The 17,822-nt window shown below is 59.7% G+C and carries 19 protein-coding genes; 5 read left to right on the forward strand and 14 right to left on the reverse strand.

The annotated features are described in order from the left end of the window. Positions 1-15 precede the first annotated feature (15 nt). Both VMY05_08335 and smpB read right to left on the reverse strand, forming a co-directional pair. Positions 16-1,527 (reverse strand): N-acetylmuramoyl-L-alanine amidase, encoded by a 1,512-nt coding sequence (locus tag VMY05_08335; protein ID HUV31077.1) that lies wholly within the window; start codon positions 1,525-1,527, stop codon positions 16-18. Then, entirely contained in the window at positions 1,524-1,994 is a 471-nt protein-coding gene (gene smpB, locus VMY05_08340; GenBank protein HUV31078.1) for an SsrA-binding protein SmpB, read from the reverse strand. The genes VMY05_08335 and smpB overlap by 4 nt, the downstream gene beginning before the upstream one ends. A 206-nt stretch (positions 1,995-2,200) precedes the next feature. Between smpB and VMY05_08345 the strand changes: the two genes are divergently transcribed. The 3 genes from VMY05_08345 to VMY05_08355 all read left to right on the forward strand — a co-directional run bounded on the left by VMY05_08345 (position 2,201) and on the right by VMY05_08355 (position 3,759). Next, positions 2,201-2,614 (forward strand): response regulator, encoded by a 414-nt coding sequence (locus VMY05_08345; GenBank protein ID HUV31079.1) that lies wholly within the window; start codon positions 2,201-2,203, stop codon positions 2,612-2,614. Positions 2,615-2,679: 65 nt separating this feature from the next. Beyond that, on the forward strand, positions 2,680-3,081 hold the full coding sequence (locus tag VMY05_08350) for a response regulator (protein HUV31080.1): 402 nt from the start codon (positions 2,680-2,682) through the stop codon (positions 3,079-3,081). Between the two features lie 75 nt (positions 3,082-3,156). Further along, on the forward strand, positions 3,157-3,759 hold the full coding sequence (locus VMY05_08355; GenBank protein ID HUV31081.1) for a polyhydroxyalkanoate synthesis regulator DNA-binding domain-containing protein: 603 nt from the start codon (positions 3,157-3,159) through the stop codon (positions 3,757-3,759). Here VMY05_08355 and VMY05_08360 read toward each other — a convergent pair whose 3' ends face one another. From VMY05_08360 to VMY05_08400, 9 genes are all read right to left on the reverse strand, one after another. Further along, positions 3,760-4,236, reverse strand: a complete 477-nt coding sequence (locus VMY05_08360) for a hypothetical protein (GenBank protein HUV31082.1) — start codon at positions 4,234-4,236, stop codon at positions 3,760-3,762. A 42-nt stretch (positions 4,237-4,278) separates the two neighbouring features. Further along, positions 4,279-6,288 (reverse strand): NAD-dependent DNA ligase LigA, encoded by a 2,010-nt coding sequence (ligA, locus tag VMY05_08365; protein HUV31083.1) that lies wholly within the window; start codon positions 6,286-6,288, stop codon positions 4,279-4,281. 42 nt (positions 6,289-6,330) lie between these two features. Then, the gene (locus VMY05_08370; protein ID HUV31084.1) at positions 6,331-6,873 is read right to left on the reverse strand and encodes a hypothetical protein; all 543 of its coding nucleotides are present in this window, start codon (positions 6,871-6,873) and stop codon (positions 6,331-6,333) included. Beyond that, positions 6,870-7,658, reverse strand: a complete 789-nt coding sequence (gene ybgF, locus VMY05_08375; GenBank protein HUV31085.1) for a tol-pal system protein YbgF — start codon at positions 7,656-7,658, stop codon at positions 6,870-6,872. Before ybgF ends, VMY05_08370 begins: the two co-directional genes overlap by 4 nt. 20 nt (positions 7,659-7,678) lie before the next feature. Continuing rightward, a complete protein-coding gene (gene pal / locus VMY05_08380) occupies positions 7,679-8,203 on the reverse strand; it encodes a peptidoglycan-associated lipoprotein Pal (protein ID HUV31086.1) in 525 nt (174 codons plus the stop codon). A gap of 166 nt (positions 8,204-8,369) precedes the next feature. Next, a complete protein-coding gene (tolB, locus tag VMY05_08385; protein HUV31087.1) occupies positions 8,370-9,683 on the reverse strand; it encodes a Tol-Pal system beta propeller repeat protein TolB in 1,314 nt (437 codons plus the stop codon). A gap of 10 nt (positions 9,684-9,693) precedes the next feature. Next, the gene (locus VMY05_08390) at positions 9,694-10,389 is read right to left on the reverse strand and encodes a TonB family protein (protein HUV31088.1); all 696 of its coding nucleotides are present in this window, start codon (positions 10,387-10,389) and stop codon (positions 9,694-9,696) included. 16 nt (positions 10,390-10,405) lie between these two features. Then, complete coding sequence (locus VMY05_08395) at positions 10,406-10,825, reverse strand: biopolymer transporter ExbD (GenBank protein ID HUV31089.1); 420 nt, start codon at positions 10,823-10,825, stop codon at positions 10,406-10,408. Further along, on the reverse strand, positions 10,825-11,541 hold the full coding sequence (locus VMY05_08400) for a MotA/TolQ/ExbB proton channel family protein (GenBank protein ID HUV31090.1): 717 nt from the start codon (positions 11,539-11,541) through the stop codon (positions 10,825-10,827). The genes VMY05_08395 and VMY05_08400 overlap by 1 nt, the downstream gene beginning before the upstream one ends. Before the next feature lie 225 nt (positions 11,542-11,766). Here VMY05_08400 and VMY05_08405 point away from each other — a divergent pair, with 225 nt between their 5' ends. After that, positions 11,767-11,982, forward strand: coding sequence for a hypothetical protein (locus VMY05_08405; GenBank protein HUV31091.1), 216 nt, complete (start codon positions 11,767-11,769; stop codon positions 11,980-11,982). Between the two features lie 98 nt (positions 11,983-12,080). Here VMY05_08405 and VMY05_08410 read toward each other — a convergent pair whose 3' ends face one another. Genes VMY05_08410 through VMY05_08420 form a run of 3 tightly spaced genes read right to left on the reverse strand, consistent with a single transcriptional unit; the run spans position 12,081 to position 15,860 of the window. Continuing rightward, a complete protein-coding gene (locus VMY05_08410; GenBank protein HUV31092.1) occupies positions 12,081-13,202 on the reverse strand; it encodes a hypothetical protein in 1,122 nt (373 codons plus the stop codon). Between the two features lie 31 nt (positions 13,203-13,233). Beyond that, positions 13,234-13,995, reverse strand: a complete 762-nt coding sequence (locus VMY05_08415) for a hypothetical protein (protein HUV31093.1) — start codon at positions 13,993-13,995, stop codon at positions 13,234-13,236. An 11-nt stretch (positions 13,996-14,006) separates the two neighbouring features. Further along, entirely contained in the window at positions 14,007-15,860 is a 1,854-nt protein-coding gene (locus VMY05_08420) for a glutamate mutase L (protein HUV31094.1), read from the reverse strand. Between the two features lie 677 nt (positions 15,861-16,537). On the opposite strand from VMY05_08420, the gene VMY05_08425 reads away from it, so the two are divergent. Next, a complete protein-coding gene (locus VMY05_08425) occupies positions 16,538-17,821 on the forward strand; it encodes a fibronectin type III domain-containing protein (GenBank protein ID HUV31095.1) in 1,284 nt (427 codons plus the stop codon). The last annotated feature ends 1 nt before the right edge of the window (position 17,822 follow it).

A 17,822-nucleotide genomic window follows, 5' to 3' on the forward strand; every position in this document is an offset into this window, starting at 1 on the left:
ACCTGTTCGGATCGATCAGAGACTCTCGTACTTGGCCTTGAACCGCTTGATGGCGTCATACAGGCCGGTGGCAATGTTGCGCTGGTATTTCTTGTCTCGCAACAGCTGTTCGTCCGTCTTGTTGGAGATAAAAGCCGATTCCACCAGCACCGACGGCGCGAACACCTTGTTGAGCACAAAGAACCCGGCCTGATCGATGCCGCGAGCCGGCGTACTGCTGAAACGGCGAAACTCACGGTTCACCATCATGGCAAAGTCGTGCGATTCCACCTGGAATTCCGTCATGATCATCTCGTTGAGAATGCTGATAACGGGATCGAAGCCGTCCGAAGCGGATTGTCCCTCGGTGTGCGCCTCGAAGGCCGAAAGCTCGCGCAGGAAGTAGCTGTTTTCCAGTTGCTCGACGGCGCGGGCTGAGTCGTTACGGGCCGGGGCCAGGAAGAAGACATTCCACCCCCGGACCTGTTGGTTGGGCGAGGCATTGGCGTGAATCGATATGAACAGGTCGGTCCCGGCCCTGTTGGCGACATCGGCACGATCCTGGAGGCTGACCGTCCGATCCCGATCCCGGGTCATGATCACCTTGAATTCCTTGTCCTTTCGGATCAGCCCGGCCAGTTCGCGGGCGATCCTCAGGGCAACGTCCTTTTCGCGCGTTCCCCTGGGGCCGATGGCACCGTAATCCCTGCCGCCGTGCCCGGGATCGATGACTATGACGTCGATCTTGTCATCGGGACCGAGAACCGGATTGGTGTCGGCCGTGTCTAGCTGGAAGTCGACGTCGGCTATCGAAATCTGTATGCGCGGCGGATCCTGGACGAGCTTGTCGTGCCATTTCTCGACGTTGCGCTTGAGGCGAATCGACACCTGACCCGTGCTCTCGACCTGGTGGGCTTCCAGACGATACATGTACCGTTTGTCGATGCGGGAGAGAAGGCGCGACCGGTTCAGCAGGCCATCGCGGATGGAGACGTTGACCCAATTGCCCTCCGTCATAAATACCTCGTAAGGCAGGGCGGTGGTCAGGTGGATCTCGATAAGGAGCCCGTTGGCTTTGGGAGAGAACGAGATGTCGGTGACGTTGAAGTACTCGGCATCCACCCGCACGAACCGGGACCGAGCGTCCCAGGTGATCTTCCTGTCGTTGACCCTGTCCAGGAAGGGAAGAAACGTCTCTGCCGGAACGTACAACTGACCCTCTTTGAATCGGGCCGGGTACGTCATGTTGTACACGCTGTCACTGAGCTTGAAGAAAGGGGATTCAATCAGGAAGTCGAAGCGGTACGATATGTCCTTGAACCTGACCTCGTGGCCGATGGTCTCCCAGCCGAGACTGCCGCCGAGGATATCCGCCAGCTCAGAGAGCGATATGTACTCGGTCCCGCCGTCCGTGAAAGAGTTGATCTCCTCGTACCCGCCGGCCAGCTGCACCCGGACGGTGGCTCCGGCGCGGGCGGCCAACAGAACGACCAGCATCGGGAGCAGCTTTACCAGGTTTCGGTAGACTCGACCTGCCGGAGGCTTCACTTGTCGACGTCCTTTCTCACGGCCCGCCGGATCTTTCGGTCGGCTTCAGCGCGGGCGATGGCTTGACGCTTGTCGTACTTCTTACGGCCGAGGCCGAGCCCCAGTTCGACCTTAACGTAAGCTCCCCGGAAATACACGGCCAGCGGCACCAGGGTCATGCCTCGCTGCTGGGTACGGATGGCGAGCTTACGGATCTCCCGCTTGTGCATCAGCAGTCGGCGGGGCCGGATCGGGTCATGGTCTTCCTGCGCCATCTTGTACGGCGATATATGCAGGTTCTTCAGCACTGCCTGCCCGTCCTCAACCACGGCATAGGCGTCGGACAGATTGACCTTGCCCTCCCGGACGGACTTGACTTCGCTACCCCTGAGTTCCAGACCGGCCTCGACGGTGCTCTCTATATGGTAGTCATAGCGCGCCTTGCGGTTCCGGGCAATCATCCTGACGGTGGCGTCCTGCTTGACCATCGGCTCACGATAGAAGAAGCCGGATACTATCGCAATCTAAAAAGGCCGGCCGGGGGTGGTGTGCATGCGGTTGGCCCGGCTGACCGGAGGCGACGGCCGCTCTGGCGACCTGTCCGTAAACTATCGGGCAGGACCGCCGATATACGGAAACAAGGCTGGGCATACGAGTAATCCGGTCAGCATGACAAGAGGATGGTTTGCTACCCATGAGCACGGACCAGGCCAGGATCACCGGAACTATACTGGTCGTCGATGATGACGAGGCGATCCTGCAGACTATAAAGACCATTCTGTCCGAATGCGGCCATACTGTCCTGACCGCCAGGGACGGGACCAAGGGACTGGCCGCCGCGGAGCAGACGAGTCCGGATCTGATCCTTATGGATGTCGTTATGCCGGAGATGGACGGCTACGAGACTACACGGCGGCTCAGGGAGAGGCCTCACCTGAAGAATGTACCGGTGATTTTCCTGTCCGGCCGGTCGACCGGCGAGGACGCCGGCCGGTCGTTCGCCCACGGGGGACTGACCTTTGTGAGGAAGCCCTTCTCCACGCAGCAACTTACTGACCTGGTGGCACTTACCCTTCAATCGCTGGATGAGTCCGGGGAGACCGGGTAAAGGAATGTGCGCCATTGACCGATACAACGAACGACTTCACAGTAGAAAAGGTTACAACAATCCAGATGTCGCACCAAATCAGACTTAAGACGGCCAAAGTGCTGGTGGTAGACGACGAGCCGGAAATAACCGACATTGTCGAAACGTTCCTTACCGAATCCGGGTACACCGTCGCCGTTGAAAATGCCTCAACCAACGCCATCAAAAAGGCCAGAGAGTTCCGTCCGGATGTCATTCTGCTGGACATCATGATGCCCGGCCAGGACGGATATGATACCTGCCAGGCACTCAAAAAAGACCCCAAACTCGCTGCCGTCCCGGTCATCTTTCTTACCGGCAAAGACCGGACCGACGATATGGGACGATCGTTTAAGTCAGGCGGCGATATGTTCATCAAGAAACCGTTCTCGTGCGAACGGCTGCTGGAGATTGTCAATATCGTGGTCATGTCTACCAGCCATCCGTAAACCGGCACGGCTGCCGCCGGCACCGGAACTTTTTTCTCTTGACATGTATTGTGCAGTGCACTATATTGGTGACACATGGCTTACCGACTCATAAAGCGCTATCGAAACCGGCGGCTTTACGATTTGCAGGCCAGCCGGACCATCACCCAGGCCGATCTTGCCGGTATGATCAAGGAAGGCCACCGCGTCAAGGTGGTCGACTCGACCACCGGGAGCGACATCACGCTGGCTGTGCTGGGACGGGTATTGCTGGCGGAATCATCCCGATGGCGCGACCTTAAGGAATCCAGAGAGCTGTTGCAGGAGATAATCTATTTGGGAGGTGACAGATCAATGTCGCTTTTGAAGAACACGGTGCTGGCCTCTATCGGCGCCCTGCAGGTAACGAAGGCCAAGGCTGAGAAGATCATCGACGACCTTATCAAGAAAGGTGATCTTGACAAGTCTGATCGCAAGAAGGCGATCATGGAGCTTCTCGAAAAAGCCGAGAAGTCGACCGGCGAATTCAAGGACAAGGTGCTCAGGGAAGCCGGAAAGGCGCAGAAAAGCGCCTCCAGGCTGGCCAGGGATCTCAACTGGGCGCGGCACAATGACCTGAAGAGGCTGGAAACCAGGGTCAACCAACTGGCCAAGGCGGTCAAAGCTCTCGAGCAAAAGATCGGCGGCCAGAGCGGCTGATCAGTCGGTCGGTCGCTCCTTCGTTCGTTCAGCGGGAGCCTGGCTCGGGCGCGGGACCAGCGCATTTGATTGTGCCCGGCCGGGGCGCGTCAGGGTCAGCCAGACATGGACCACGAACAGCCCGACGGTTGCCACCTGAACCGCCGCCGAAACGGCGAACGACCAGGTATAGGCCACGGAACCGTAAGAGAGTTCCAGGCCGCGCCAGGTTACCATACTGATAAGGCTCACGTTGGCGAGCCAGAAGTGCCACGGTATCCAGTGAGGGTACCGCAGGGCGCGGCCCGCAAATGACGGCAGTGCGAAATACGCAAGGCTGTAAGCCGCCATGGAAATGAATCCCAGTAGATTGAAGTGCAGGTGGGCAAACCCGGCGGCGGGACCGAGATCAGTTAGATAGCCCAGCCCTTCACAGGCGGCGGCCAGCCCGAGGTATACCAGGGCTGCGTAAGCGAACCTTCGAGAATATCCCTTCACCTTTATACACTACCGTCGGAGCGGCCCGGACGGCCGGTTCGCCTACAGCAACCGCCCGAACTCGTCTTCATTGATCGCCGTAACGCCGAGCGCCTTCGCCTTGTCGAGCTTGGAGCCGGGGTCAGCGCCGCACAGCAGGAAATCGGTGGCCCCGGATACCGAACCGGTTACTTTTCCTCCGGCTTTCTCGACCAGTTTCCTGAAATGGCCCCGCGGGCGCGAGAGGGTGCCGGTAATGACGATTGACTTGCCGCTCAGCCGGCCTTTCTTCTTTGCCGACCGGTACTCCGGAAACGCCACGCCGCCCCGGCGCAGTTTTTCAATCATGCCCCGGTTTTCCTCGCCGGCGAAGAATTCGGAGATGTTCCGGGCGATTATCGGCCCAATTCCGTCGATTTCCGTAAGCTCCGGGATATCGGCCGTGGCCAGCTTGTCGAATGAACCTGCGTACTCGGCCAGCAGCAGCGAGGCCGTCTCACCGACCCCGATAATGCCGAGGGCATTGATGATTCGGGGGAGTTCGGCGTGCCGGGCGCGATCGATGTTGTCAAGAAGGTTCTGCGCCCTCTTGTCGGCCATCAGATCGAGCTTGAGCAGTTGCTCCCTGGTGAGAAAGAACAGGTCGGCCGGGTCGCTGACCAGTTTCTCCCGTATCAGCTGGCGGGCCAGCTTGTCACCAAGCCCCTCGATGTCGAACCCCGCCTTGGACGCGAAGTGAAACAGCCGGCCCTCGAGCTGGGCGGGACAGGCCGCATTAGGACAACGATGGGCCGCCTCACCTTCCGGCCGCACGACGGTCGTGCCACACGATGGACAATTTCTTGGGAAGACCACCTTACGGCTGCCTTTTGGCCGCTTGTCCGTGACAACCTCGACGACCTCAGGGATAACGTCTCCGGCCCGCCTGACGACGACCGTGTCGCCGGGTCGGGGATCCAGCCGTTTGATGTCATCCTCATTGTGCAGCGACGCGCTCGAGACTGTCACGCCCGAAACCCGCACCGGCTTTAGCCTGGCCACCGGCGTTACCACGCCGGTTCTCCCCACCGAAAACTCCACTGACTCCAAAACCGTTTCGGCCAGTTCGGCCGTGAACTTCCAAGCCACCGCCCAGCGGGGAGCGCGTGATATCTGTCCCAGCGCTTCCTGTTGGGCGAAGCTGTTCACCTTAACGACCATACCGTCGATCTCGTAGTCGAGCTCCGCCCGTCGGGCCTCCAGTTCCGGGAATGTCGCGGCCACGTTTTCGATGCCGCGTAACAACCGGATATGTTCGTTAGTCGAAAAGCCTTCTGTCTTAAGCAGTTCAATTACGTCGGACTGCGAGGCCAGCCCGGGCAGCCGCGTGTCCGAGATCCCATAGGCGTAGAAAATGAGCGGGCGGGAAGCAGTCACCCTGGGGTCAAGCTGCCGTAGCGACCCGGCGGCGCCGTTTCGAGGATTCGCCAGCGGGGCCGCTCCCGCCGCAACCAGCTGGCGGTTGAGTCGCTTAAAGGCCGACCGCCGTATGATGACTTCGCCTCGGACCTCCAGGCGCCGGTAGGCGCGCCCGCTCTTTTCCGAAAGCCTCAGCGGGACGTTGCGGATTGTTTTGATGTTGGCGGTGATGTTTTCACCGGTGGTGCCGTCGCCGCGCGTTGAGCCCAGGACATACAGCCCGTCTTCGTACACGAGTTCGACGGCCAGACCGTCGAGCTTGGGCTCGGTGACGTATTCGATCTCGGTTGACTCAGCCAGGCCCTCGGTGACGCGGCGGTTGAAGTCGGCAAACTCCTCCCGGTTGGTGACTTTCTGCAGTGACAGCATGGGCAGGCGGTGACGAACCGATTCGAACCGTTTCGACGGTTCGGCGCCCACTCGCTGACTCGGCGAGTCCGGCGTCGCGAGCTCCGGACACAGGCTTTCCAGCTCGAGGAGCCTGTCAAAGAGCCGGTCGAAGTCCGCGTCGCTGATCGTCGGACTGTCCTCGACGTAGTACAAACGGTTATGGTAGTTGATTGTCTGAATCAGCCGCTTGTGTTCGGCGGCGGCCTTCTTGTCGGGACCTGGCATGGAATCAATTAACGACCGGGCGCCGCAGACTGTCAACCACTATCAGGTGGCATGCTGTTCCCGGTGCTGGCGTCGCACCTGCTTGCGAAAGCTGGAAATGAACTGCCCCGCGATGTCATCCACGATGTCACCGACCCAGATCCCGACCAGCGAGTTGTCCTGGGCGACGTCGGCCACGACGGATTCGGCAAGGAGATAACTGCGCACGGCGCGGGGGAGCCGGGCAAACCGGAGAAGCAGGGCGGTACGTTGGGGATTGGCCATGAGCTTGGGGTCGGCCATACGGCGGCGGAAGTCGAGCCATCGTACATCAGCCGGTGAAGGGTCGGCCGGCAGGGCCAGACCATCCCGGACCGGCCAGTGCCGTCGCGGTCGGGAGACCTCGATGAACAGCAGCCGCCCGTGCATGTCCAGATCCAGCCGCACGTATTCCGATTCGAGGTAGGAAAAGAACCGGTGCCGGCGGGAGAAGGGCGCTACCTGCACGTACAGCGTATCTTCTTCCAATTGATAAAAACCCCGACCGGTTGAGAGTTCACCGATCGGGGAATCGATTCTGAGTTTAAGCGCCGGTGGGCTTGTCATCTGAGATCTCTGACGCGCTGCTTGGCCTGTTCGGCCTCCAGCGTGCCGGGGTGCTCCTCGATAACCCTCTGGAACAACTGCCGCGCTTCATCGGTCTTGCCGAGTTCCTGCTTGGAGCGGGCCAGCTTATACAGGGTCGGAGCCACCTTGGCCGAGGAGGGGTAATCATTCAGCAGGAGCTCGAACTCGGCCACGGCCTGGGCGAAATCCCCCATGGCGTAATAACACTCGCCGATCCAGTAGTGAGCGTTGGAAGCGTTCTCGTGCTTCTCACACGACTGCAGGAATTCCTGGAAGCGGCCGATGGCCTTTTCGTATTCGCTGTTTCGTGTCAGAATAAAGGCGTCGTCGTAGGCGGCGATACAGTCAGCCTCGAGCGCCTGCGCCGGAGGCGGTGAGGCGGTATCGGCATTCTGTGCCTCCGACTGCGAGCCGGGAGAACTTCTGGGCGGCAGCTTTATCACCTCCTGCTGGTTCATCTGGTCGATTCTCGCCATGAGGTCGTTGTAGTTTTCCAGAAGCTGCGCGATCTGCTGCTGCATGTTCTCGCTGGAGACGCGGATCTCGTTCCGGAGCCGGTTGTCGGACTCGGCCCCGGTGATTACGGTCGAATCCATACTCTGGACCATCCGCAGAGTCCGCTGGTTCTGGTCCTCAATGGCGGTAAGCCGATTCTTGACCTCTTCAATGTCTCGCTTCGTGATGCAGCCGCTTGCCGCCAGGCCGAAACAGACAGCCGCCATCACGCCGATGACGGCTATCCTTCTGGTTCGCCTCGTGCTCATACCTGTTATACTCGCCGTCGCTATTGCGAGATGATTCTAAACTCGCACCGGCGGTTCTTGTCCCAGGCCGTTTCATCATGGCCAGCGTCGACCGGGCGTTCCTTGCCGTAACTGATCACCGAGATCCGCGCAGCAGTGATGCCGAGGCCGACCAGATAATCCTGGGCCGACTTGGCACGCTTCTCGCCGAGCGACAGGTTGTACTCGATAGTACCGCGCTCGTCGCAGTGCCCCTCGATCTTGATTATGACATCCGGGAATTCGTTGAGCAGGGCGTAGTTTGCATCCAGTGACGCCTTGGCGTCAGCGCGAAGGTTGAACTTGTCAAAGTCAAAGTAGACCGTCTTGAACTGACTCTCCTTCAGCACCGGTTTGGGTGGTGGCTGAGGAGGTGGCTGAGGAGGCGGCGTCGTCGTGTCTTCAACGACGACGGGCATTGTGTCTATCGGTACTTCTGGGACAACCTCCTTCTTGCCGCCGCAGGAGACCCCGGCCGCGTATATCACGGCGGCACCGAGCATCAAAACCAACAGAAGCCTTTTCATCTTCCTGATCCCTCCCTGGTGGGTCACGGTATTGTTCAGTTTGTTCTTTTCAGATCCCTGATCGCTCGAATCTACGCATTGCTCAAAAGTCGGTCAATAAAAAAGGGGGAGGCGTTTTGGGTTTTTGCCGGGGGACGGGGTTATTCGCGCCGGCGGCAGGCTTTTCTTAGCGGAGCGGCCCCCAGTCCGGATTGGAGCAGCCGCCCGAGCGAGTGAGACGGCGCTGATTGCGGCCTGAGATGTCCATGGTAAACACCTCCCGGGGGCCGAGGCGGTTGGACGAGAAGATGATGTGCTTACCGTCCGGGGAGAAATGGGGATTCTCGTTCATGCCAAGTTCTGTCAGTATACGGTAGCTGGTGCCGGAGGTGTCTGTGGAGGCCAGATCGAAACGTCCCCGCTTGTCGCGACTCACAAACGTTATCCGGTCGCCACGCTGCGACCAGACGGGAGAATCGTTGTAGCCGCCCCGGTAAGTCAGCCGCCGGACGTTCAGGCCAAAGGCATCCATGATATAAACCTGCGGCGAGCCCGTGCGATCGGAGCTGAAGGCGATCATCCGCCCGTCCGGAGACCAGGTGGGGGCGGTGTCTATTGCCCAGTGATGGGTGAGGCGCTTGATTATTCGGCCGTCCCGATCGATCAGGTAGATTTCAGAGTTGCCGTCCCTGGTCAGAACGCAGGCAATCTTGTCGCCATCCGGGGAGACCGCCGCTGCCGCGACAAGGCCGGGGAAGGAAGCCACCTTTGTGACCTCGCCGGTGGATATGTCCACTTTGAAAAGTTGGGGATCTCCCTCGACATAGCTCGTAAAGTACAGCTCGTCGCCGTCGGGAGCAAAGGCGGGGGAGAGGTTAGTGGACCCGTTACTGGTGAGCTGTCGCTCGTTGGCGCCGTCGTAATCGGCGACGAACAGTTCCTTGGCCGCCTCGATCTTTCGGATATAGGCTATCTTCGTTCGGAAAATCCCCCGTTCGCCCGTCAGGTTGTAGACTACCTCGTTGGCGATGTCATGGCCGAGTTCGCGCCAGTAGGCGCGGTTGTATTCCAGTCGGCCATTTGCCACCTGCCGTCGACGCACGGTTTCGAAGAGTTTCCAGGCCACGCGCAGGTTCCTGCCGGGGAACTCGGCCTCGAGTTTGACCACGAGATCGGCACCGAGGCGTTCCCAGCCGAGCAGATCAAGCTCGAAAATCTCGTAGGTTTTCAGATAGAAGCTGTCGAGCGGCACGAGATCGAAGTCGGCGTAGAAATCCAGGTCCCGCTGAATGATGGTAGTAGTGTAGCGCATCAGGGCGGAGTCGTCAGCCGTGATGTAGCGGTTGCCGACGTACTTCATCTCGTCCACGCCAATCGGCGTCGGCTGGACGTCGCCGGTGCGAAGGGTATCGAAGAGGACGTTGCGGACGCGTTCGTCCTGCGCGGAGGCGGACGCGAAGGCCGCAAGGGACAGGACTACGAGCAACAGGTGACGTTTCATAGAGGCTCCTTCACGGCTCATACTTGAACGGCAGGGTTATACCGATGATCTCATCGGGGAAACTCTGGGGCAGGGGAGGGAAAGGGGCGGCGCGCTCGACGGCCCGCACACAGGCCTCATCGTAGGCCCGTATGCCTGATGGTTCCTCGACCCGCAGTTCGATGACCCGACCGGATTTAAGAACCTGGAAGTACACGTCGCATACTATGCTGTAGTCCGCCGCTATGGGATTTCGCCAGTTGGACTGAATCTTGTAAAATGCCTGGGTAAACCAGTACGGGTAGTCAAATGAAGCGTTGTCGATAGTAGCGCCGGCAAAGGGCGTCCCGCCACTGGCGCTGACCTCCGCGGAACCCGAGTCGCTGCCCGGCTGTCGGGTCGCGCCCTGCTCCGCCTGTGGCTGGTAAGGCTTTTCCTCGCGTTCCTCCTCCGCCTGCGGCTCGTCTTCGGGTTCGGTAATCTCCGCCGCGGGTGCGGTAGTCGGCTCGTTTATCGGCACTTCGACGGGCTCCGGTTCCAGTGCTCGGGGGATTTCCACCGGCGGTAATTCGACCGGTTCGGCGGCCGGCATGAAAGGAGCAGAGGTCAGGGAGACGGTAATCACTTCCCCTTGCATCTGGTGCCTGACATTCAGGGGCGAAACAATGACCGTGACCGTCACCACGAGCAGGTGAAGTCCTATCGAGAAGACTACGCCCTGCTTCATACGGAACTCCTTCCCGCTACCGCCTGGGCTGCCCTTCTTCGTGGGCCGTGACCAGGCCGATCGATTCGATGCCCATTTCCTTGATACGGCCGATCACGTTGATCGCGGTACCGTAGGCGATGGTTGAATCCCCCCGCAGGTAGACGGAGGCCGTGTTTTTGGCGCGGAGTTCGCGGTCAAGCGCCTGCTCGAAGTTCTCCAGCCGCGTCCAGACGTCGTTGACGTAGACTCCCCCCCTGGCATCAATGGTCACGACAACACCGGATGCCTCTTTATCGAGCGCGGCGGCGCGGGTTTTGGGCAGTTCGATCTCGATACCGGATTGCAGGAGAGGGGCGGAAATCATGAATATGATCAGCAGGACCAGCACGACGTCGACCAGGTTTGCAATGTTGATATCGGCAACGGCGCGGTATGTGCGACGGCGGTGACGCATCAGCGCTCTTCCTTCTTGGCCCGGGCGATGAAATCGAGAATGAAGGCAAAGGAGCGGTCGTTCAGCTGCTTGACCTTGTTGTTAGCCCAGTTGTAGCCGATTACGGCCGGTATGGCCGCTCCCAGCCCGACGATTGTCGCCAGCAGGGCCTCGGCAATCCCGGGTGCCACCACCGCCAGCGAGGCCGACCCGCGCTCTCCCACCGACCAGAATGAGTCCATGATGCCGACCACCGTGCCCAGGAGCCCCATGAACGGCGCCGAACTGCCGGTAGTGGCAAGGAATATCACCCGCCGCTCCAGCCTGGACAACTCCTCGGTAAGGCTGCGCTCCATGGTCATCTCGACTATTTCGAAATCGTCGTGGTTGAGCGGTACGGTTTTCTCTCTCAGGCCGCCCGCCTCGTTCCGCCTCTCCCTGAGTTGGCTGATCTCGTTCTGACCGGCCAGATAGATGTTCGACAGCGGTGAGAGCCGGTATACCTTGGCCTGACCGGCTATGTCGGCGATTCTGCGGGACCGTTGAAACTGCTGGGCAAAGCCGCTGCTGGATTGATCGACGACGCGAAACAGGCGCCACTTCTGAAAGATGATGGCCCAGGAGACCAGCGACATGACCACCAGGACGAGCAGAATGAAAATCCCGAACGCCGAAGTCTGGCCGACGATCTGCCAGACCGACCCCGAGAACAACCCGAGTAGAATAATTCTGACCATAATCGAGCTACGTCTACCTCTTATACATGTTTCGCCGTCGTTTTATCCCCGGGAAAAAGAGCGTACCGGGCGGGCCTGCCGTATTTCGCCGGGTTGCCAACCGAAATCACTCGTAGCTACGAACAATCGGCGGCACTTTCAACATAAAACTTGACTTGCGGTTCACGGCGGTCCATATATGGACCGTTTTTCGTACGCGAACCTTCAAATCTCAGGGAGGAAGATATGAAAAGACTGTTCGTGGTTTTTGTCTGCCTTCTTCTGGCCATAGCGATCATCGGCGGCTGTTCGTCGCAGGAGGAGTCTCCGGAACAAACGGGTGCCGCGGGACAGCCCGAAGAGATGGCGGACACCACTCGCATGGACTCGGCAATGCCCGGGGCTGCTGACGTCGACACGACTGCAACCGCTCCCGCTGAGGAGCCGCCCACGACTCCGTAAAAGCTGTCGCGGCCCTGACCCATACTCGCCAGGTAAAAATGAAAAAGCCTCCCGCCGTCGGCGGGAGGCCTCTCTATTCATGGGCGCTGCGGCCGGTACTAGTCTTCAATCATCTCCACGTTCGCTCGTGGCACGACGGCGCGGGTGCCTTCATCAAACTCTACCTCCAGGACACGTGCCCTGGACCCCGATTCCAGTTCCTGCAGGGGAGCGGGCAGATCGGTGACCTTGCCAAGGCGTCCGAAATGCGGATGACGGATGACCCGGACCGGTGAGCCGACGGTCAGGCCGCCCATGGTTGCCGTCCTTGCCACCTGCTCGCTGCTTTCAGACACGACGGGGACCACCACCTCCGGACGAATCACCCCTGCTCGGATCTGCGTGGCGCCGTTGATGCAGGCCATTTCACCCTCGTGCCGCTTGAGCAGATCGAACGTCTTCTGAGCCATATTGATCTGTCCGAATCCTTCCGTTACGACGAGAGTGATGTTGATATCCTCCGAGCCGGTGATGGCCACTCCGATGTCATAGCCCAGAAAGTCGCGGAGGTCCTTGTCGTCAAACCCGCCCACCACGATGCCGCGGACGCCGGCACTGATCGCCTTCTTGAGGGCCGAGGCCGTGACGAGCGATCCCCCCACGACCACCTTGCCGGCCAGATCACTGCTGATAAGGTCGTCCGACAGGACGGTGGCGTTGTCGGGTGTCGCCACCCGGATGTTCCCGAACGTTTCGCCGCCTATGCCAAAGATGCCCTGCACGAATGAGGCCTGGCAACTCACGACCACCCCCTCGTTGGGCAGTACTTCCGTAACCTCCCCCCGCAGATAGGCCCTGACTTCCACCGGCGCCGGTTCGCCCCTTTGCAGGATCTGGCCGGTCACGTGCGAGATGGATTCGATAGCGCCGTCAATCGTCGCGTAACAGTAATTCTTGAATATAAACAGCGTTCGGGACAGCGCGATAGGCTCGTTCTCCGTGATCCGGTCGCCGACCTTCTTGAGCATCACCATCTCGATGTCCTCGGGCGGCAAGCCCAGCTTGTTGGCGACGTTGATCGGCACGACGTTTCCCGGAAGCAGCGTCCGGGCCACGACGTCATCCGGCTTCACTTTGTCCCCGACCTTCACCATCACCTCGCCCTTGAGTGGAAGGATGCGGTGCTTCCGGACAATGATGCGCTCAGTAACTTTAAGGCCGGGAGTATAGGCGTGGGCCATCGGCGTCCCTTTCTCTCATTGTTTACTTACCTTACCGTTTGCGGCGCCTGCGACTCAGGATTACCACGGCGGCTATAACCACCAGCACGGCGATCCCGATGGGAACGAAACCCCTTGACTTCTTTCCCTGCCGGGACTCGAGGTCCGCCACCTTTACCTCTTCCACGGGCACGGAGGCCTCGATCTCCTCGGTTGAGAACGATGTCACGATATCGGCGAAAAGCTGTTTGCTCTCCTCGAAGAGCGAATCCGGCGAATAGAAGTAGAAGTTGGCGATCCCGTGCTCATAGAACTTGAGCATCAGGAGGTTCTTCTTGAAGACCTCGCCGTCCTCAAGGATGTCGGTGACGATCGCCGCCGTATGCGTCTGAGCATCGTACAGCGGCGCGTTCGACTTCATGTTGGTCATGAAGTTCCCCACCGGATAGTAGGCGACCTCTTCGCCGAACATGTCGCCCAGATTCGACAGGACCGAATCGATTTGGCTCTCGCTCAGTTGTCCCACAGTGTCTACCGTCAGGATAAGATACACGTCATCCGCAAACCGTGCTCCTTCATGGGGGGAGAGAACCACGTCGTACTGAAATGTCAACGGGTCGGTGCCTCCCCTCTGCAGGTAGTAGTCGACGGTGCGGTAATCGGCACGGATCCACGTATCCGGATAGGTGAAGTGGAACTTGCCGTTGAAACTGATGAACACTTCGGCGGCCGGGCTCGATGAAACGATCAACACGAGCACCAGGCTGGCGAACGCCAGGCGAACAAGTCGCCCGCTAGATTTGCCTGCTATCAACATGTTCTGCCTTAGAGTTTGTCGATATCGGGATAGATATCCAGTTCTTTCATCCACGTCTTCAGGTATGATACGCGCTCTTCCTCGTCGAGCACCGAAAGGTTAAACGGCCGGCCGCGGCCGTCGAGGATAACGCCGGCCACGCCGCCGTACAGCGTCCTTTCGACCTTGTCTCCCCTGCCGGCACCCAGGTCAAAACCGCGCTCCGGTTCGAGCACCGCCCGCACTTTCAGGGGCAGCCCGTCTTCACCCAGACCGAGCGGGAAGTGCTTCATTTCGAGGTAGTCCAGAGTGCCCGAGACGGGGCCGTCCGGAAGCTCGATCCGGTACTTCATCACGGGCCCGCGTTTTTTGGCCGTACCTGCGGCTGCGACGCAGGTTCCCAGGTGGATCAGGCAGTCCTTTTCAAACACCTCGGTGGCCGCCTTTGGCTGTACCTCGGTCAGCACGCCGAGCTGCGGCATCATGAAAATCGAGTCCACGGCCAGGCGCGTCACGCCCTCGGGCATGAAAGCGTCGATCATCATCAGGGCCGCCTGCTGCCGGCGCGGCGCGTGCGACAACACTCCGCCCGAGCCGATGAGCATGTCGAGAGTCATCATGTTGACGATTGTCTGACCGGACGAAGACTGCTCAAAGGCATCGGCGATGGTCCTCTGCTGCTGCACTCCCTTGAGCACGGTGGCGAAGGACCGATGCTGCTTTAAGGCCAGGCGAAGAGCTTCTTTGGCAATGGCCTGTTCGAAGACGAGTTCTTCCAGCGACTGGGGAATGGTCGTCGGGCGGATCATCTTGTTCTTTACGCGGTTGCGAAGGTCCCGCTCGTCCATCTTGAATGGCACCCAGCGCATCACCATCGGCAAGGTCGCCTCGGCAAAGACGTTGGAAATCGAGTACGACATGCCCAGGTTGGCCGACACCGTGCGGTTGAACTCGGGTGTTGAGCCGTCGGGGCGAAATACCGAGAAGATGTCGGTGGTGGCCCCGCCAATGTCAACACCGAGGGCTTCGATGTTATACTGCTTGGCGATTGTCTGTATGATCAACCCGACCGCCCCCGGAGTGGGCATGATGGGGGCGTCGGTCCACCCCATAAGCTTTTTGTAACCCGGCGCCTGAGCCATGACGTGCTCCATAAAAAGCTCATGGATTTCCTCGCGGGCAGGACCCAGGTTCTCGCGCTCGAGCACCGGACGCAGGTTCGCGACCGTGCGCAGATCGACCTTGTCGGCCAGGGTGCTTTTGACGTCCTCCATCGCATCCTTGTTGCCGGCATAGATAATGGGCAGCTTGTAGCCGGAGCCGAGGCGCGGACGAGGGTCGGCCGCGGCCACGAGTTCGGCGATCTCCACGACGTGGGTTCGGGTCCCGCCGTCGATACCGCCCGAGAGGAGGATCATGTCGGGGCGGAGGAGGCGGATGCGCTCGATCTGCTGGTGCGGCAGGCGCTTGTCGTTGGACGCGATCACGTCCATCACGATCGCGCCGGCGCCGAGCGCGGCACGCTCGGCTGATTCCGCCGTCATGGACCGCACCACTCCGGCCACCATCATCTGCAATCCGCCGCCGGCCGACGAAGTGGAAATATAGATGTCCGTGCCGACATTGCCCTCCGAAGGCTTTATAAACTTGTCGGATTCGTCGAGCAGCTTTCGACCCGTCAACTCTTCAAGCTCGGCCACGGCGTTGAGCACGCCCATCGTCACGTCTTCAAACGGGGCTTCAACAGTCGTCGGAGCTTCTCCGCGCGAAATGAGGCGGTACTCACCGTTGATGTATTCAATAAGGATTGCCTTGGTGGTGGTCGAGCCGCAGTCGGTCGCGACTATAACTCGTATCTCGTTCGGGTTATCGAAATCTGCCATCGCTTTCCTGCTCTCAGCCAGTCTCCTGGGTATGTTGTTGTGGTGCAGCGTGCTGAGCGAGACCGCCTGGCGCTCGATTCAGTCACACAGCCGGTTAGTATAATACAACACCGGCCCGCTGTAAAGCCACATTTTCCCGCCGTCTGCCGGCCCGCCTGCCGCCGCCTGTCGACCCGACCCCGCCGCTGCCGCTTCTTTATAGGCCCCGGTCTCTCCGGCTGCCATATTGCCTGGAGGTAACCGGATCATGTCCTTTCTGCGCCGCGTCAGCACGTTCCGCCCACGGTGACCGGTGTATTCCGCTTCGCCCCGGTCAGCGGTACCGTGCTGGCGGTCGAGCGGTTACCAGGTATAGTGCAGTTTAATTCCGACGGCGTGCAAAGGTTCGTGAGCAGCTTTGCCTGCCGGTCTAAACACGGGAACCGGATTGAAGTGCGAACCTTGCGGGAGTATGCGTGCAACGTGGCCGGTCTGTTTTTTCGCTTGACTTGACCTGTCCTGAGTCCTAGATTCGAAGCTCTGCAACTGGAGTATGTGCAGAATCAGGATTTCGCCGCAGCGGGCCTGGGCAAACGCGTTACGGTCAATTGGCATTTGATGCCTCAGCCTCGGGTTCGTCTTTATGTATGGTTGTGGCCGGTTAATGGCTTGACTAGCCCACGCGTAAGGATTGGACATTGTATAAAAGACTCCGTTCAGGCAGCCGCAAGATGCGCGTGGCGCTTTTTCTCTGTTTTTCTGTCCTCGTTATCCCCATACTGATCGCCGTCGGCCCGGCCACGGCTGAAGAAGAGTCCCCGGCCGGCGACACTCTTGTGTCGGCCGAACGGCTCGACAGCCTGACCGCGTTTCAGATCGCCCGGCCGGTGACGAACGCCCGAGCTGAGGACAACCCGGATGACGGCGGCGGCGCCGCCCTGATCAAATGGGATCACTCTCCTGACGACCACGAGGCCGGAACGGTTACGACCTACATTGTCTATCGTTCCGAGTCCCCGGACAGCCTCTTTGTTGAGGTGGGCGACGTGCCGAAGGGTGTTTTCGAGCTTATTGACGGCAACACGGTCGACGGCCGTACTTACTTTTATAAAGTGGTGCCCGTGGCCGGGCCCGGCGCACCGGAGCAAGCGCTCCTGGCAATGCTGAACGCGGCAGACCTCACCGATCCGGTCAGCTCTTCTGCCCAGTGGTTCGATTTCCGCCGGATCAACGTGTTCGTGGGTACGATGCTGCTCAGTTTCTTGATCATATTCATGATTATACGGGCCAAATCGGGCAAAGAGCTGTTCATACGCAAGATCGCCGGCATGGAGGCGGTAGATGAGGCCGTCGGCCGAGCCACCGAGATGGGTCGCAAGATTTTCTTTGTTCCCGGTATCAACGACATGGATAACGTTCAGACGATTGCCGGGATTACGATCCTCGGGCGGGTCGCCGAGCTGGCCGCGCAGTACGAGACCTGGCTCGAGGTACCTGTTTGCCGTTCGCTTGTGCTGGTCACGGCCAAAGAGGTGGTCCGCGAGGCCTACGCCAAGGCCGGCCGTCCGGAAGCCTTCCAGGAGAACCAGGTGCACTACTTGACCGACGACCAGTTCGGCTACGCCGCGGCCATCGACGGCATGGTCGTTCGGGAGAAGCCCGCCACCATTTTTTACATGGGCGCGTTTTTCGCGGAGTCGCTGATTTTGGCGGAGACCGGCAATGCCACCGGGGCCATTCAGATAGCGGGCACGGCGATGCCATCGCAATTACCCTTTTTCGTGGCCTCCTGCGACTACACCCTTATAGGAGAAGAATTGTTCGCCGCCTCGGCCTACCTTTCCAAGGAGCCGAAACTTCTCGGTTCTCTCAAGGGTCAGGATATGGGCAAGGCGGTTATTCTTTTTGCCATTATTGCGGGGATTATTTTGGAGACGTTCGGTATCTGGAGTCTTTCGAGCCTGTTTACAGTGATCGAGTAAT

It is taken from the genome of Acidobacteriota bacterium (assembly GCA_035529075.1).
Taxonomy (GTDB): domain Bacteria; phylum Zixibacteria; class MSB-5A5; order GN15; family FEB-12; genus DATKXK01.

Bases quoted from the DNA above. Each gene is read 5' to 3' on its own strand.
- smpB (HUV31078.1), bottom strand. From the start codon at position 1,994: ATGGTCAAGCAGGACGCCACCGTCAGGATGATTGCCCGGAACCGCAAG.
- VMY05_08345 (HUV31079.1), top strand. From the start codon at position 2,201: ATGAGCACGGACCAGGCCAGGATCACCGGAACTATACTGGTCGTCGAT.
- VMY05_08350 (HUV31080.1), top strand. From the start codon at position 2,680: ATGTCGCACCAAATCAGACTTAAGACGGCCAAAGTGCTGGTGGTAGAC.
- VMY05_08355 (HUV31081.1), top strand. From the start codon at position 3,157: ATGGCTTACCGACTCATAAAGCGCTATCGAAACCGGCGGCTTTACGAT.
- ligA (HUV31083.1), bottom strand. From the start codon at position 6,288: ATGCCAGGTCCCGACAAGAAGGCCGCCGCCGAACACAAGCGGCTGATT.
- VMY05_08370 (HUV31084.1), bottom strand. From the start codon at position 6,873: ATGACAAGCCCACCGGCGCTTAAACTCAGAATCGATTCCCCGATCGGT.
- ybgF (HUV31085.1), bottom strand. From the start codon at position 7,658: ATGAGCACGAGGCGAACCAGAAGGATAGCCGTCATCGGCGTGATGGCG.
- pal (HUV31086.1), bottom strand. From the start codon at position 8,203: ATGAAAAGGCTTCTGTTGGTTTTGATGCTCGGTGCCGCCGTGATATAC.
- tolB (HUV31087.1), bottom strand. From the start codon at position 9,683: ATGAAACGTCACCTGTTGCTCGTAGTCCTGTCCCTTGCGGCCTTCGCG.
- VMY05_08390 (HUV31088.1), bottom strand. From the start codon at position 10,389: ATGAAGCAGGGCGTAGTCTTCTCGATAGGACTTCACCTGCTCGTGGTG.
- VMY05_08395 (HUV31089.1), bottom strand. From the start codon at position 10,825: ATGCGTCACCGCCGTCGCACATACCGCGCCGTTGCCGATATCAACATT.
- VMY05_08400 (HUV31090.1), bottom strand. From the start codon at position 11,541: ATGGTCAGAATTATTCTACTCGGGTTGTTCTCGGGGTCGGTCTGGCAG.
- VMY05_08405 (HUV31091.1), top strand. From the start codon at position 11,767: ATGAAAAGACTGTTCGTGGTTTTTGTCTGCCTTCTTCTGGCCATAGCG.
- VMY05_08410 (HUV31092.1), bottom strand. From the start codon at position 13,202: ATGGCCCACGCCTATACTCCCGGCCTTAAAGTTACTGAGCGCATCATT.
- VMY05_08420 (HUV31094.1), bottom strand. From the start codon at position 15,860: ATGGCAGATTTCGATAACCCGAACGAGATACGAGTTATAGTCGCGACC.